This window comes from Microvirga sesbaniae (genome assembly GCF_025460805.1).
Classification (GTDB): domain Bacteria; phylum Pseudomonadota; class Alphaproteobacteria; order Rhizobiales; family Beijerinckiaceae; genus Microvirga; species Microvirga sesbaniae.
Window position 1 is genome coordinate 220,254 of sequence record NZ_JAMXFJ010000002.1, and the last position, 15,929, is coordinate 236,182.

General features: G+C 64.5%; 13 protein-coding genes. 6 read left to right on the forward strand and 7 right to left on the reverse strand.

The annotated features are described in order from the left end of the window. Positions 1-44 precede the first annotated feature (44 nt). Together glgX and OCW50_RS03685 are read left to right on the forward strand one after the other, a co-directional pair. A complete protein-coding gene (glgX, locus tag OCW50_RS03680; protein WP_262269523.1) occupies positions 45-2,252 on the forward strand; it encodes a glycogen debranching protein GlgX in 2,208 nt (735 codons plus the stop codon). Between the two features lie 78 nt (positions 2,253-2,330). Then, the gene (locus tag OCW50_RS03685; RefSeq protein WP_262269522.1) at positions 2,331-2,723 is read left to right on the forward strand and encodes a GFA family protein; all 393 of its coding nucleotides are present in this window, start codon (positions 2,331-2,333) and stop codon (positions 2,721-2,723) included. Positions 2,724-3,264: 541 nt separating this feature from the next. On the opposite strand, the gene glgA is transcribed toward OCW50_RS03685, so the two are convergent. The 4 genes from glgA to OCW50_RS03705 form a co-directional block, all read right to left on the reverse strand. After that, complete coding sequence (gene glgA, locus OCW50_RS03690; RefSeq protein WP_262269521.1) at positions 3,265-4,716, reverse strand: glycogen synthase GlgA; 1,452 nt, start codon at positions 4,714-4,716, stop codon at positions 3,265-3,267. Next, positions 4,713-5,996 (reverse strand): glucose-1-phosphate adenylyltransferase, encoded by a 1,284-nt coding sequence (gene glgC, locus OCW50_RS03695; protein WP_262269520.1) that lies wholly within the window; start codon positions 5,994-5,996, stop codon positions 4,713-4,715. Before glgC ends, glgA begins: the two co-directional genes overlap by 4 nt. A gap of 152 nt (positions 5,997-6,148) precedes the next feature. Next, entirely contained in the window at positions 6,149-6,487 is a 339-nt protein-coding gene (locus OCW50_RS03700; protein ID WP_262269519.1) for a DUF2934 domain-containing protein, read from the reverse strand. Between the two features lie 196 nt (positions 6,488-6,683). Beyond that, complete coding sequence (locus OCW50_RS03705) at positions 6,684-7,301, reverse strand: DedA family protein (protein WP_262296483.1); 618 nt, start codon at positions 7,299-7,301, stop codon at positions 6,684-6,686. Positions 7,302-7,639: 338 nt separating this feature from the next. Between OCW50_RS03705 and OCW50_RS03710 the strand changes: the two genes are divergently transcribed. Next, positions 7,640-9,136: a phospholipase D-like domain-containing protein gene (locus tag OCW50_RS03710; protein WP_262296484.1), complete on the forward strand. Its 1,497-nt coding sequence runs from the start codon at positions 7,640-7,642 to the stop codon at positions 9,134-9,136. A 3-nt stretch (positions 9,137-9,139) separates the two neighbouring features. Here the strand turns inward: OCW50_RS03710 and OCW50_RS03715 are convergent, their stop codons facing one another. The 3 genes from OCW50_RS03715 to OCW50_RS03725 form a co-directional block, all read right to left on the reverse strand. Then, the gene (locus OCW50_RS03715) at positions 9,140-10,084 is read right to left on the reverse strand and encodes a lysylphosphatidylglycerol synthase domain-containing protein (RefSeq protein ID WP_262296485.1); all 945 of its coding nucleotides are present in this window, start codon (positions 10,082-10,084) and stop codon (positions 9,140-9,142) included. A 105-nt stretch (positions 10,085-10,189) separates the two neighbouring features. After that, on the reverse strand, positions 10,190-10,957 hold the full coding sequence (locus OCW50_RS03720; RefSeq protein WP_262296486.1) for an endonuclease/exonuclease/phosphatase family protein: 768 nt from the start codon (positions 10,955-10,957) through the stop codon (positions 10,190-10,192). Positions 10,958-11,071: 114 nt separating this feature from the next. Next, the gene (locus OCW50_RS03725; protein WP_262296487.1) at positions 11,072-12,112 is read right to left on the reverse strand and encodes an O-antigen ligase family protein; all 1,041 of its coding nucleotides are present in this window, start codon (positions 12,110-12,112) and stop codon (positions 11,072-11,074) included. An 888-nt stretch (positions 12,113-13,000) separates the two neighbouring features. Here OCW50_RS03725 and serA point away from each other — a divergent pair. The 3 genes from serA (at position 13,001) to OCW50_RS03740 (ending at position 15,728) form a co-directional block, all read left to right on the forward strand. Continuing rightward, positions 13,001-14,248 carry a phosphoglycerate dehydrogenase gene (serA, locus tag OCW50_RS03730; RefSeq protein WP_262296488.1) on the forward strand — a complete coding sequence of 416 codons (1,248 nt, stop codon included), beginning with the start codon at positions 13,001-13,003 and terminating at the stop codon, positions 14,246-14,248. Positions 14,249-14,635: 387 nt separating this feature from the next. Then, positions 14,636-14,941 carry a hypothetical protein gene (locus tag OCW50_RS03735; RefSeq protein ID WP_262269512.1) on the forward strand — a complete coding sequence of 102 codons (306 nt, stop codon included), beginning with the start codon at positions 14,636-14,638 and terminating at the stop codon, positions 14,939-14,941. Positions 14,942-15,122: 181 nt separating this feature from the next. Then, positions 15,123-15,728, forward strand: a complete 606-nt coding sequence (locus OCW50_RS03740) for a hypothetical protein (RefSeq protein WP_262296489.1) — start codon at positions 15,123-15,125, stop codon at positions 15,726-15,728. Positions 15,729-15,929: the final 201 nt, after the last annotated feature.

Below are 15,929 nucleotides of genomic sequence, written 5' to 3' on the forward strand. Positions count from 1 at the left end.
TGATGAAATGAACGTTTTGCTCCGCTTGGTTTCCGAGATTCCAGATGAACGACAAAGTCGATACCCGTGAGTTCCCGGCCGCTCAGATCGTCGCTCCGAACGTGAGACGCACGTCCCGCGTGCGGGAGGGATTGCCCTACCCGCTCGGAGCCACCTGGGACGGACTGGGCGTCAACTTCGCCATTTTCTCTGCCAATGCCACGAAGGTTGAACTCTGCCTGTTCGATCTGGAAGGCCGCAACGAGTTGGAGCGCATCGAGCTGCCGGAATACACGGACGAGGTCTGGCATGGGTACCTGCCGGATGCGCGGCCGGGAACCACGTATGGCTACCGCGTCTACGGCCCCTACGACCCGAAGGAGGGCCACCGCTTCAACCCGAACAAGCTCCTGCTCGACCCTTATGCCCGGCAGCTCGTCGGCGATCTGGTCTGGAACCCGGCCCTGTTCGGCTACACGATCGGCTCTCCGGATGCGGATCTGTCGTTCGACAAGCGGGACAGCGCGCGCTTCATGCCGAAATGCCGGGTCGTTGAATCGGCCTTCACATGGGGACGCATGCGCCGGCCCCAGACTCCGTGGGAGCGCACGATCATCTACGAGACCCATCTGCGCGGCTTCACCATGCAGCACCCGGCCGTACCCCGGGAGCTGCGCGGCACCTTCTCGGGCCTCATGCAGCACGAGGTGATCGAGTACATCAGGAGCCTCGGGGTCACCGCCGTCGAGCTGCTCCCCATCCACGCCTTCGTCGACGACAGCTATCTCATCGAGAAGGGATTACGGAATTACTGGGGCTATAATTCCATCGGCTTCTTCGCCCCGCAGCCGCGCTACCTCGCAACGCCTTTCGTGAACGAAGTGAAGGAGATGGTGAGCCATCTCCACGACGCCGGAATCGAGGTGATCCTGGATGTGGTCTACAACCACACGGCTGAAGGAAACGAGCTGGGGCCGACCCTGTCCTTCAAGGGGATCGACAACGCTTCCTATTACCGACTGGCTCCGGACAAGCGCTATTACATCAACGACACCGGCACGGGAAATACGGTCAATCTCAGCCATTCCCGCGTGCTCCAGATGGTGACGGACAGCCTTCGCTACTGGGCCCAGGAGGTGCAGATCGATGGCTTCCGCTTCGATCTTGCGACCATTCTCGGCCGCGAGCCGCACGGCTTCGACGAAGACGGGCGTTTCCTCGATGCATGCCGCCAGGATCCGGCGCTCAGCCAGGTCAAACTGATCGCGGAGCCCTGGGATTGCGGACCGGGCGGCTATCAGGTCGGCCGCTTCTCGCCCGGATGGGCTGAATGGAACGATCGCTACCGCGACACGGTGCGGGCCTATTGGAAGGGCGAAGAAGGCAAGCTGCCGGAACTGGCCTCCCGCCTCACCGCGTCGGCCGACATCTTCAACAAGCGCGGGCGCCGGCCCTGGGCCTCCGTCAACTTCATCACCGCCCATGACGGCTTCACGCTGAACGATCTCGTCTCCTACAACGACAAGCACAACGAAGCGAACGGCGAGGACAACAAGGACGGCCACGATCACAATCTGTCGTTCAACTACGGCGCGGAGGGTCCGACGGACGACCCGACGATCCGCACGCTCCGACTGCGCCAGATGCGCAACATGCTTGCCACCCTGCTCTTCTCGCAGGGCACGCCCATGCTGCTCGCCGGCGACGAGTTTGCCCGCACCCAGCAGGGCAACAACAACGCTTATGCCCAAGACAACGAGATCTCCTGGATCGACTGGGAGGGCATCGACGAAGACGGCATCGAGCTTCTCGAGTTCACCCGCAAGCTCATCCGGCTCCGCCAGGATCTGCCGATCCTGCGCAGGGGACGGTTCCTGTCGGGCGTCTACAACGAGGAGCTCGACGTCAAGGACGTGACATGGCTCACGCCTGCCGGGGACGAGATGACCCCTGAGCACTGGCAGGATCCGAATGCCCGCTGCATCAGCATCCTGCTCGACGGCCGCGCCCAGCCGACCGGCATCCGCCGGCGCGGCACGGACGTGACCCTCCTGCTGATCCTCAACGCGCACCATGACGTCGTGAAGTGCACCCTGCCCGAGGTGGTCGGCGGGGAAGCCTGGATGTGCCACATCGACACGAACCAGCCCGACCTGGAGGTGCCGACCGAGTTCAGGTTCGGAAAGGAATACACCGTCACCGCTCGTTCCCTGCTGCTCTTCCAGCTTAAGCCGGAAAGGCAGCGCAGGGCGGAGAAGAAGAAGACCACCTGAACGAGCATCGGTGGCTTGACCAGGATGGGCAGCGCTGTCCATGGTATGCGGCTCGCTTGGTGCCGGAGGAGACGCAGCATGGACCGTTTCACGGGAGGTTGCCTGTGCGGCAATGTGCGGATCGTGGCATCGGGACGGCCCTATCGCGTCGGGCTCTGCCACTGTCTCGACTGCCGCAAGCATCATGGGGCCCTCTTCCACGCTTCTGCGATCTTCCCTCAGGAGGCGGTGACAATCGATGGCGCGACGGGGGACTATGCCGGCCGGCATTTCTGCGCCCGCTGCGGCTCGTCCGTATTCGCGCGCAGCGCAGACGAGATCGAGGTGAGCCTGGGCTCCCTGGATGCTCCAGACCAGTTGATGCCGACCTACGAGCTCTGGACCATCCGCCGCGAGTCCTGGCTGCCGCCGTTCCCTCTCCGGAAGCGCTACGACCGCGACCGCGACGCGACGAGCCGTTCCGAAGAATAGCGCATCGTGCGGACCCAGAGGGCCGCGTCAGCGAAAAGTGGATCCGGTTTTCCGCTCTCAACGATGCTCTCATCTAAAGAGAATGCATCGGACCCAAAAGTGGAATCCACTTTTGGGTCCGATGCTCTAACGCCCGCGCCACTCCCGGACAGGATCGAAACGCTCTCCCGTCATGGCCGGCCGGTCATCACACACCGCTCGCCGGCCATCGCGATCTGGTGAGGTGCGGCGTTCCCAACAATCGGGATCACCGGGACCAGCCCGGTGATGACGTGGAGGGTGGTGTGAGCGGGTGATGACGTGGAGTGCTGGTAGAAGCCGGTGCTGCTCTCTCCACACGTCATGGCCGGCCTTGTGCCGGCCATCCCGATGCTGAAAAGCGCCGCGCCTCAAACAATCGAGATCACCGGGACAAGCCCGGTGATGACGACGGGGTGACCATCTGGTCGAGCCAAGACAGGGTTCCGTCCGATGCGCTAGGCCGTCACGACAGGCGCCGTGCCGGATCCACCCTCCTGCGCGGAGGGGAGCTCGTCTCGCCTCAAGGCGCTCCGGCGCACGAGCGATAGAGATTGGCGTATTGCCTCGCCGGACGGTGCCAGCTCACATCGGCCCCCATGCCGTTCATCTGCAGGCGACGCCAGGCATCCTTGTCGCGCCACAGGTGCTTTGCCCGGTCGAAGGCATCGAGCGCCGCGCCGAGAGTCACGGGCCCGAACTGGAATCCCGTTGCCGCCCCGGTGGCGATGGCCATCTCGTTCGCGTCGATGATGGTATCGGCCAGCCCTCCCACCCGTGAGACGATCGGGATGCTGCCGTAGCGCATGGCGCAGAGCTGGGTCAGGCCGCAGGGCTCGAAGCGCGATGGGACGAGAAGCGCATCGCTTCCGCCCTGGATCTGGTGGGCCAGCGCCTCGTCATAGCCGACGAAGCAACCCACCTGGCCGGGATAGACGATGCGCGCCGTCTGAAAGCTGTCTTCGAGAGCTTTGTCTCCTGCGCCGAGCAGAGCCAGTTGCGCGCCGTCCGCGAGCAGGCGGGACAGACCGGTGAGCACGAGATCGAGCCCCTTCTGCTCCGACAGCCGGCTGACGACGCCGAACAGAAGAGCATCCGGATCGGGCGCGAGCCCAAGGCGCTCCTGCAGCGCCTTCTTGTTGGCCGCTCGCGCGTCGAGGCTGTCGCGGCCGTACGATTGCGCCAGGTGCGCGTCCGTCGAGGGATCCCATACCTTGTCGTCAATGCCGTTGAGAATGCCCGACACCACGTTCGAGCGCGCGCGCAGCAATCCGTCCAGCGCCATCCCGCCTTCGGGCGTCTGGATCTCCTTGGCATAGGTCGGCGACACGGTCGTGATGCGGTCCGCAAGCTGCAGGCCCGCCTTCAGAAACCCGATCTGCCCGTAATACTCGACCCCATCCACCGTGAAGACGCTGGTGGGCAGGCCGAGCTCGAACAGGAGATCGGCCGGGAAGATACCCTGGAAGGCGATGTTGTGAATGGTGATGATCGTGCCCGGACGCGGGCTGTCGCTGAGGCTCAGATAGACCGGCACGAGGCCCGCCTGCCAGTCGTGAGCGTGAATGACGTCGGGGACGAAACCCGGGGTCAGCCCCTGGCCGATATCGGCGGCGGCCCGTCCGAGCGCCGCGAAGCGCCGGGCATTGTCGGGCCAGTCGCGGCCGTTCGGAGCAAGATAGGGAGAGCCCGGGCGTTCGAAGAGATGAGGCGCGTCGATGACGAAAAGCTCGAGGCCGGCTGCCTTGCCGGAGAGAAGTCGAGCCGCTCCGCCGAAGAAGCCAGGATATTGGTGCAGGACCTCTTGACGTTCCAGCGCCGCCAGAACCGAGGGATAGCCGGGCACGAGCGTGACCACCGTCACGCCCTCCTCGGCCAGCGCGGACGGAAGCGCTCCGGCCACATCGGCCAGGCCGCCTGTCTTGATGATGGGAAAGACCTCCGACGTGACCGACAGAACGCTCAGAGGCTTCATCCGGCCAGTCTCTCGATCATCGGCTTGGTGATGAGGCAGATGCCCTTTTCGGTGCGGCGGAACCGTTGCGCATCCTGTTCGGGATCCTCACCGACCACCAGTCCATCGGGGATGCGCACGCCGCGATCGACGACCACGTTCCTCAACCGCGCTCCGCGGCCGATTTCGACATAGGGCAGCAGGACGGCGCCCTCGACGTCGGCATGGGAATGCAGGTGCACGGCCGTGAAGACGAGCGACCGGCGCAGGGCCGCGCCGGAGACGATGCAGCCGCTCGACACCAGGGAGTTGATGGCGTGCCCGCGCCGGCCTTCCTCGTCATGAACGAATTTGGCCGGCGGCCATGTCTCGGAAAAGGTCGAGATCGGCCAGTCGCGGTCATAGAGGTCGAGCGACGGAACGATGGCGGTGAGGTCGATATTGGCCTCCCAATAGGCATCGACCGTGCCTACATCGCGCCAATAGGCCTCCGCATCGCTGCCGCCGGCCTCCGCACCCGAGCGGACGCACGAGGTCGTGAAGCGGTGCGCCACCGCCTTTCCGTGCTCGACCAGATAGGGGATGATGTCCTTGCCGAAGTCCCGGTTCGAACCTGGCGTCGACGCGTCGCGCCGCAGCTGCTCGAAGAGGAAGCGGGTGTTGAAAACGTAGATGCCCATGCTGGCCAGCGCCATGTCGGGCTTGTCCGGCATGCCCGGAGGGTCGGCCGGCTTCTCGAGAAACGAGATGATGCGGTCGGTCTCGTCGATGGCCATCACGCCGAAGCCGACGGCTTCCATGCGCGGCACCTCGAGACATCCGACGGTTACATCGGCTCCCGAGTCCACATGCTGCCGAAGCATGATCTCGTAGTCCATCTTGTAGACGTGATCGCCTGCCAGAATGATGATGTACTCGGGGTCGATGCTCGAGATGATGTCGATGTTCTGATACACCGCATCGGCCGTGCCCTCGTACCACATCGTCTCGGATACGCGCTGGCTCGCCGGCAGGATGTCGAAGCTCTCGTTCCGCTCCGCACGGAAGTAATTCCAGCCCCGCTGGAGATGGCGGATCAGGCTGTGCGCCTTGTACTGCGTCGCCACCCCGATGCGCCTGATGCCGGAATTCAAAGCATTCGACAGGGCGAAATCGATGATCCGCGTATTGCCGCCGAAATAGACGGCGGGCTTCGCGCGGATGTCGGTCAGCTCCATCAACCGACTGCCGCGTCCGCCGGCGAGAACATACGCCATTGCATGGCGGGAGAGAGGTGCGTGGGAAACGCTGGAATTCGGCAAGACCGGGTCCTCACATCAAAGGCAGCCACCTGCCCCGCTCTGTAGACGCTGAAACCGGCCGCGAGTTCTCGCTGATCTGTTCCGGATTCAGTTTTGCACTTGCCCCTTGAGCCTCCGGCCGCACGGGTCGGAGGCTCGTGTCACGACTTGCGTCAGGAGACCCGGGTCGTGCGCCGACGCTTCGGCGCTGCCACGGGGGTCTCGCTGGCTTCTGCACTCCCCTCCGCGACGGGAACGGCGGCCGGGCTGCGTCTCTTGCGGGTTTTCGGGGCGACCGGGCTCGAAAGCTCTTCGTCCGCCGTCATGCTCGTCATGCCCAAGGGGGCAGGATCGATGATCGGCGCCTTCGTGGCGTTCCCCTCGTCGCCCTCGCCGAGAACCTCCCGTTCCGCCTGATACCAGTATTCGTCCGCGCGGCCATGGATGCTCCCATGCCGCATCCAGAGCTCATAGGCCCGCTCGCGGATTCTTTCTTCGGTCTGCTTGTCCATGATTGCCCTTCAACCTGATGCCGTGCCTCGCCCCAAGGACGCGCCGAGCCGACCGGCCTCGCCGGTCGTCACAAGGTTACGCGTCCATCGGATATGAACTGTGTAAATTATTAGGCGGTTCCCGCGAATAGCAACGGCTGCATACCGAATCTGCGGCAAATGTCTGCCTGGAGTCGAACCATCGCCGAGGAAGCTTTCAGCGCTCCTCTCGGATAGGCGCCGGAGACTTGAAGGTGAAGACCCTATAGCCGTACCAGATCGCCAGCCCGGCCACGACCACGTTCGAGACCGGGTTGAGCCATTCCGAGACGCGCTCGTACTGGCTCTCCAGCAGATAGCCCGCGCCGGCCAGCAGCAGAGTCCAGAGGGCCGTTCCGAGGGAACTCCACAAAAGGAAGGTCGGGACCGGAACGCAGTTCACGCCGGCGGGAACGGAGATGAGCGACCGGATGGCGGGAATGAGGCGTCCCACGAAAAGCGCCACGCCCTGATGACGGGCGAAGAAGGCCCGGGCCTGCTCCAGCTCGTCGGGATGCATCGTGAGCCAGCGGCCGTGCCGGGCCGCGAACCGCTTCAGGCGCTTCGGACCGAACCAGCGCCCGATCAGAAACCAGAAATAGGCGCCTGCGAGAGACCCGGCCGTCCCGGAGGCGACAACGCCGGCGAAGCTGAGCGTACCCTTGGCGGCGGAAAAGCCCGCCAGAGGCATGATCACCTCCGACGGGATCGGAGGGAACACGTTCTCCAGCAGCATGAGGACCGCGATGCCGACATAACCGGCCCTATCGATGAGGCTGACAATCCAATCGAACACGGGGCTTCACCATCGTCCCAAGGCGGAGTTGCCGGCTCTATATGGCCCTAGAGCATCGGACGTGAAAAGTGGGTCCACTTTTGGGATCCATCCGATGCTTTCTTCTTGAATGAGAGCATCGGTCAGAACGGACCCAGCGGGCCGCGCCAGCGAAAACCGGATCCACTTTTCACTGGCGTGGCCCTTCGGGTCGCTGACGCGGCCCTCTGGGTCCGTCCGATGCTCTAGGCGCACGCCCGATCCACAGGGACAGGGCTCGAATCCGGCTCGGCCCCCCTCCCGGAACCTTGGCTTCAGTCCTGAGTTGGCAGAATATTCCGTTCGAGAACGTGGCTGACGTGCAACTTTTGGAAGAATCGACAGGAGCGCAGGCCATCGCCCAGGGCCATGGGTCCGCACGCGGATCAGCGGGCCCGATTCTGCGTCCGGGCCACAACTGCTGGCGCGTGGCTCAGGCCGACCGGGCCAGCGTGCTGGTCGACGGAGCACCCTATTTCGCGCATCTCGAAGCCGCCTTGCGCCGGGCCCAGCGATCGATCCTCATCATCGGCTGGGATTTCGACGGCAGCATCCGGCTGCGTCCGGACGCGAGCATCGAGGAATCGCCTCCGCTCGGTCCCCTGCTGCGCTCGCTCGTGGAGGACAATCCCGATCTCGTTGTCCGCATTCTCGTGTGGAGCGTCGCCGTCGTGCATGCCCCCGGCGCACCCGGGCCGCTGATCTTCGGTGCCGACTGGCAGAACCACCCGCGTCTGCAACTCAAGCTCGACACGCATCATCCGCTCTACGCGGCCCATCACCAGAAGATCGTCTGCATCGACGACGCGCTGGCTTTCGTGGGCGGCATGGATCTGACCGTCGAACGCTGGGATACCCACCACCATGCCTGTGACGATCCGATCCGGCTGAAGGATGACGGGACCATCTACGAGCCCGTTCACGATCTTCAGATGCTGGTCGACGGCGACGCCGGGCGGGCGATCGCCGAGGTCGGTTACGGACGCTGGAAATTCGCCACCGGTGAAGAGCTGGGCCCCGCTCCCGCCGGACCCGACCCCTGGCCACCCGGCCTGGAACCCGACTTCCGCCAGGTGCCGATCGCCATTGCCCGAACCTACCCGGCCTGGGGAGAGCAGCCTGCGGCCCATGAGGCGGCCGCCCTGACCCTCGATGCCCTCGCGGCGGCACGCAGGACCATCTACATCGAAGCCCAGTACATGACGGCACCTGCCGTAGGCGACGTCCTGGAGCGGCACCTCGCCGATCCCGACGGCCCCGAGATCATCGTCATCCAGACCCACGAATCGCACGGCTGGGCCGAGGAACTGGTCATGGGCACCAATCGGGACCGGCTGATCCGCCGCCTGCGCAAGTGCGATCATCACGGCCGCCTGCGGGTCTATTACCCGGTCATTCCCAACGACCAGGGTGGAGAATGCCAGGTCCTGATCCATTCCAAGCTCATCATCGTCGACGACGTGTTCCTGCGCATCGGGTCTTCGAACCTCAACAACCGCTCGATCGGTCTCGACAGCGAGTGCGACGTGGCGATCGAGGCCACTGCCGAGGAAATGCGCCGGACCATCGCGCGGCTCCGGGACCGTCTGCTGGCGGAGCACCTGGACATCAGCCCGGGAACGTTCAGGAAAACCGTGGACCTCGCGAACGGATCCGTCCTCGCGGCCATCGAGACGCTCAACACCGGCCCGCGCGGTCTTCGGGCGTTCGGCGCGATGTCGGACGACGGCCCCGACGTGCCGGCCGCCGGGACGGGGCTCCTCGATCCTCTCGAGCCCTTCGAGCCTCTCTCCCTGTTCCGCCGCCGGAGGGAGTAGCCGTCAGGCCTTCGCCTCGACCTCTGCACCCGGCGCGTAGGCGGTATCGCTGCGGCGATGGACCAGTTCCGTCACGGCGAACAGAGCGATCCCCAGGATCAGCGGCACCAGGAAGTAGACGAACCGGAACACCAGGAGCGGCCCGATCAGATCGGTCTGCGGCAGCAGATACATGACCACGCTCTCGATCACCCCCAGGCCACCGGGCACATGGCTGACGAGGGCCGTGGCGTTGGCGATCACGTAGACGGACGCCACACCCAGGTAAGGCACCTCGGCGACGGCCGCGAGCGCCTGATGAAGGCAGGCCGCCACGAAAGCGAAATTGATGGAGCCGACCAGGACCTGCGCGACGGCAAGCTTCAACGGCGGCATTTCGAGGGTCCATCGCCTGATCCTCAAAGGCCTCCGGACGAAGGCGGACAGGATCAGGTAGAGAGCGGGCAGCGCAAGGCAGCCGACTCCCAGCGCCAGGACGACCGGCCGCGAGAGACCGGTGATCTCCACCGCCAGCCCGGAACGCAACAGGAGCGCGCCGCCGCCGAGGACCAGGAGGCCGAGCCCGACCGTGACGCCGCAGAAGACGATCACCTTGGCGACCTCGGCGGTCTTCAAGCCCCAGCGGGTATAGAAACGGTAGCGGACCGCGCCGCTGCTCAACGCGGCCAGGCCGATGTTATGGCCGAGGGACAGGGCCGTGAACGAGGCCAGGGCGGCTTTCGGATAGGGCAGCGGCCGCTTCACGTAATGCAGAGCCAGATAGTCGAAGAATGTCAGGCACAGGTAGCTCGCGGCGGCGAAGCCGAAAGCGCCCAGAAGCCTGGGTCCGGGAACGGACGCCACGGCGGCCGTGAGCTGGTCCAGGCTGTAGCGGCTGAGCGTGCGGTAGAGCAGAAAAGCTGCAAGGCAGACGGCCGCCGCAGCGATCACGTATTTCCAGTACCGCATCCACTCTCCTTGCTTCCATCCATCCGGCCCGCAGGCAACCACTGAGGTCCATGGAACTCAACGCCGTGGCGAGCCTGGCGATCCGTCGCAGCCGCCCCGGGCCGTCTATTCCTGTGCATGGGCGAAACCGGGCTTGTTGACCTGCCCATGAGCGACCTGGAATTCGACCAGGAGGGGCAGGTGATCCGAGGCCACGCGGGCGAGCGGGGTCCGCACCGTTTCGACCCGCAAGACGCGGATCGAGCGGCTCACGAAAACATGGTCGATGCGCAGGAACGGCAGGCGGGACGGGAAGGTTGCCCTGGGCTTCGGGAGCCGGGCCTGCGCGTCCCAGAGCTGCGAAGCCAGCCGCAGGTAGGCCCGCGAGCGAGGCGTCGCGTTGAGGTCGCCCACCAGGATCACCGGCTCTCGGCAGGCCCGATGCCCGAGCCAACGGGGGCCCAGGAGAGCCTCGATCTGGGCAAGCCGCTCGTGCCGGCGCAGGCCCAGATGGGTGTTGATCACCTGGACCCCGGCGCCGCCGATCTGGACCTCCGCCCAAAGGGCACCCCGCGGCTCCAGCCCCGGCTTGCCCGCCCAGCCGGGCAGCGCCTCCGCCTTCACCAGATGCGACGGCCTGTGGGTCAGGATGGCGTTGCCGTATTCCTCCTCGAGAACTTTCAGGCTGGCGTGGAAATGCACCTGCATTCCGAGAGCCCTGGCGATCGCCAGGGCCTGATCGATCCCGCCGGTCCGGGCGCGCCCCACGTCGAGTTCCTGAAGCGCCACCACGTCCGGCTCATAGGCTGCAATCACATCGGCGATCCGCGCCGGGGAAAGCCGACCGTCCGTGCCGAGACAGCGGTGCACGTTGTAGGTCAGGATTCGCGGCACGTGGCCCCCTCTCGTCATCCACCCCGTGAAAGCGGCCGCTTCGGGAGGTCGATCAAACCGGTTTGAGGCCAAACACACACCAGGGCGGCTTGGATCCCCGCCAAGCCTGACAATTTACTCGGGGCTTTGCTCGCTCTTCCGGGACTTCGGACGAAGAGTCAGGAGTGCCGCCGCCAGGGTCACGGCGGAAATCCACCAGCCCTGCCATGCGCCGTGGCTGACCAGCGCGATCGCGCTCGCCGACATGAGGGTCATCAATCCGACCCCACGGATATCGTCCGGTGCTTTGGCAAGACACCCCATCACCCAGAGGATGAGCAAGCTCACCCAGAGAGCGCCAACCGCCCCGAGTTCGACCCATACCTGAAGGAAAGCATTGTGGGGATGGCCGACTTTCAGCATCTCACGATAAGCAGGATCGATGTCAGCCGCGACCGGATGATGGTCCATATGCGGCGACGATGCGAAGCCCGTGCCGAGGATCGGATAACGACGGGCAACGTCGCTGAAGGCTTGCCAGAGCGCGATGCGCTCCCGCGTGTGGGCCCCCTTGGTCGCCTCGACCACGCTGTCGGGCATGGATCTGACAACGATGCTGCCGAAAAACGGCTGCACCCACACGAGGCAGAGGAGCGCGACCGTCAGGAAGCGCCTCACCCAGGCGAAGGGGGCATAGCTGAGCGCGACGGTCCCGACCGCAGCCAGCAGCCCGAGCTTCGCGGCCTCGCTGTCGGAAATGAGGACGGTCGGGACCGTTGTCAGCAACAGCGCCAGACAAAGCGTCCGCCGCTTGCGCAACCCGAGCACGGCGATCACGGGCCCAAGCAGCAGAAACAGCGTCACGGTTGGTCTGTTGTGAATGAAGGTCCCTACGCGGTCGCGCAGGACATGCCGCAACGGGAAGTGGAGCAGGAGCTCCGCGGCGATCAGCGCCGCCGCGATCATCAGTGCCATGGCCAAGGCTCCGGCCAGCCATCGAGGCGGGGGCGCCGCGCGCCAGCTGAGGATCAGGATCGCGCTCGATGCGGCCGGAAGGACGGCCTCGCCCCAGGAAAAAAGCCCCACGGCCGGCTTCATGGCCCAGCCGAGCGTGACCAATGGATAGGCGATCCCGCAGAGGAGAAGGACAAGGACGCCTTTTCGCGGGATTCGCATGGCCCACCGATGCGGAGCCACAGCGCCGGTGATCAATCGCGCGACGAGGATGAAAAGAGCCGCACTGGTGAGAAGCAGAGGAGACGACCGGTTGGCGGCCACCATGGCGACCGGCAGACTGACGATCAGACCGTGCCCAATATTGTCGAAATGAAGAGCAAGGCGACGGTTTCGTTCTGTAGATCGCCTCCTGTCATTCATCTCAGCTGTCGCAAGACTTGTCACATCGTCCGCATGTTCTTGCCTATAGGCAGGTCTATATTCAGCAAACATGCGAATTCTCTTAATCTCGCCACTTCGATTTGACAATTCGATCGCCGCGGGTTCTGCAACCTGATCCTGAGCAGTCACATCGACAATCGATATGCAACACCATATCCAGTCCGAACAGGGGCGACGCTCCCGGGCCGGCTGAATCACGCAATGCCCACCCGACCCTTGCCGGGGCGGAACACCCTGACGGCGCAGAACCACGATAGCCGATGGGTCAGCTTCGCGGCAATGGATCGCTGCTTCAGCAGGATGGGACCCAGGCATGCACCGAGAGGACGACATCTCATCGGCGCACGGCGGGACAACCGAGGGCCCTTCGGCGCGATTGACTGGGTTTGGGAGAAGGCCGAAGCCAGGATGACAAGCCCGTGCCACAATGGAACGGGAGCCGTGCGTACATCCGGCAACGGCTCCCGTCTCCTTGACCGGCTGGCGCTGCAACCGGATTGAGTCATCATACTCCAGGCCTGTTCCGGGGGGACGGGGCATAGGAGGTATGAGGCTCCCCCGGTCGAGGATCCTCTCTGGCAGGCATGGGCTCAATGCACGGAAGGGGATTTCCGCGACCGCTGAGGCGGAGTATGGCATGCCGGCGCAAGGCCAAATGGAGCTGACATGTCCGAAATGTTCTCTCTTCAGAAAGACAAGATCCGCGTTCTCTTGCTCGAGGGGGTGAACGACAGCGCTGTCGAGCTGATCAGAGGCGCCGGCTACACGAACCTGACCTATCTCAAGACGGCTCTCGACGAAGATCAACTGATCGAAGCGCTGCAGGGCGTCCATCTTCTGGGCATCCGCTCCAGGACGCAGCTGACGCGGAAGGTCTTCGAGGCCGCGAACCGGCTGATCGCCGTGGGCTGCTTCAGCGTCGGCACGAACCAGGTCGACTTGGAAGCGGCCCGCCACGCCGGCATTCCGGTCTTCAACGCCCCCTTCTCCAATACCCGGAGCGTCGCCGAACTGGTGATCGGCGAAATCGTCATGCTGCTGCGGCGCACCTTTCCCAAATCGACCGCCGCTCATGCCGGGCAATGGGACAAGTCAGCGGTCGACAGCCACGAGGTCCGCGGCAAGACGCTCGGCATCGTGGGCTACGGCAATATCGGTTCGCAATTGTCCTACCTGGCCGAGGCGATGGGGATGCGGGTGATCTTCTTCGATCAGACCGACAAGCTGCGCCACGGGAACACCGAGCCGGCCGACAGCCTGAACGCGCTGCTGAGCCAGAGCGACGTGGTGAGCCTTCACGTTCCGGAGACGCCGGCCACGCACGGCATGATCGGACGAGCCGAGATCGCCGCCATGAAGAAGGGCGCCTATCTCATCAACAACAGCCGCGGCACCGTGGTCGATCTCGATGCACTCGCGGAGGCTGTGAGGAGCGGACACCTCCGCGGCGCGGCCGTTGACGTCTTTCCGGTCGAGCCGGCCTCCAACAAGGAGGCGTTCGTCACTCCCCTCCAGGGGGTCCCCAACGTTATTCTGACACCCCATATCGGCGGATCGACGGAAGAAGCGCAGGAGCGGATCGGCGCCGAGGTCGCGAAGAAGCTCGTTGAATATTCGGACGTCGGCACGACGGTCGGGGCCGTCAACTTCCCGCAGGTCCAGCTCCCGTCCCGCGCAGCCGGCACGCGCTACATCCATGTGCATCGCAACGTGCCGGGCATCCTCGGCCGCCTCAACAACGCGTTCTCGCAACGCGGCCTCAACATCACGGGCCAGCACCTGCAGACCGATGGCGAGATCGGATATGTCGTGATCGAAGCGGAAGGCTTGCCGGAGCAGAGCCGGGAGACTCTGGACGAGATCCGCGCCCTCGATGGGACCATTCGGGCGCGGCTGCTCTATGCAAGGGGATAACCTGTCCCGCGCGTGCGAGAGCTTCCTGAAGCATTTCCCCGGAAGTCATGTTACCGTCGGGCGCCTTTCTCTCGAGGAGGCTGCGTGCAGGTTGGCGGGAGCAGACGTGGGATCGTGATTGCCGATGTTCAGGTGAGGGTGCGTCGATTCGTGCGACTGGCGATGTCCGGGTTCACCCGCGCGACAGGTCTGCCCAGGATCACTGCGGACGAGTCGGAGGCTGTGCCCCATCCGTCCCCATCCCTGACAATCACCCCTCCGTCGGAGGGAACGGATCGGCTGTCAGCCGCGCTGCACGCCGTCAGCGAGTCGCTCCGGCACCAGGTCGCCGCAGACTTTCAGCCGCCTCCTCTCACCAAAATCGAAGAATTGGGACGCCTATCCGACATGAACGCTTCAGTGGATACCCTGGCCGAACAGATGCTGACCCTGGTGGAGATCGTCTCGGCTCAGGAAAGGGACATCAAGGCCCTCAAGGAGCAATGCCGCCGCCTCGAAGAGCACGATCAGGCCATCGCCGTCGCCTTCTCGACCTTTTTCCACGTTCTCTCGGCAGGCCGCGTCGCCAAGCTGAGCGAGATCGCCCACATTCTCAACAACATCATCAGGATCGCCGAACAGGAGGGCCGCCCGCCCGCATCCGTCAAGTTTCTGCAGGATCTCGCCGGCATGCTTCCGGACGACCAACGCTGAGACAGGCGGCAGCTGCCCGGAAGGCGCAGGATCTCCCCGGCGCCATGCTTAACCGTTCATTAACCATGCTCCTTCACGGTGAGCAAAGCCGCAGTGGAATTGGAGCGTGCACTGGCCTGAGTCTTTGACTCGCGGACACGGCGCATCCATGTCCCGGGCGCAGACGTGAAGGAAGCTGTTGATGTCGACGGACAGGGTCGGGGCTGCCGTAGAAACCGCCATCGCCGAACACGTCGCGGACGCATTCCGGCGCACGGCCAGGAACGAGAAGGCCGCCTCGCTCACCTCCCTCGTCCGCACTCGGATCACGGACCGACTTCCTCATGACGGGATCGAGACCGAGCAGGATAATCACCCGCCTGCACTCGTGGCCTTCTATCGGCGCATCGCCGCAGCCTTCGTGGCAGCCGAACGTGAGCCTGAAACGGCGGAACGAGACCCGCACCTGACGCAGATCAAGGGCTCTCTCGAAACCCTTCGCAGCACCCTTCCCTCGATGGCGCAAAGGGCCAGGCTCGACCACGCGAGAGGTCAGCTTCTGATCGAGCGGCAGCACTTGCTCATGAAGAACGAGTTGACGGAAGGCTTCGGGCGGATCGAGGTCTGGATTCTCTCAGTCGCGTTCCTCGCGCTGGTTCTCCAGAACGCGGTCGGGCTTCTCTGGGCCCTGCCCTTTCTGGGACTGAGTATCGGAAGAGCCTGGTACCTCGACGGGCAATGCAAGCGCCGGCTCAGGAAGATCGCCGAGATCGACGCCCTGATCGATCGCATCGGGCTGGCCGGCTGATCGCCCCTCGCAGCCTCTATCGCTGCCGCAGAACGGCCGACGCCATCACGATGCCCTGAACGGCCAGTCCGGAGAATGTCGAAACCGTAATCTGATCTAGAGCATCGGACGGACCCAGAGGGCCGCGTCAGCGAAAAGTGGATCCGGTTTTCACTAGCGTGGCCCTTCGGGTCGCTGGCGCGGCCCGCTGGGTCCGTTCGG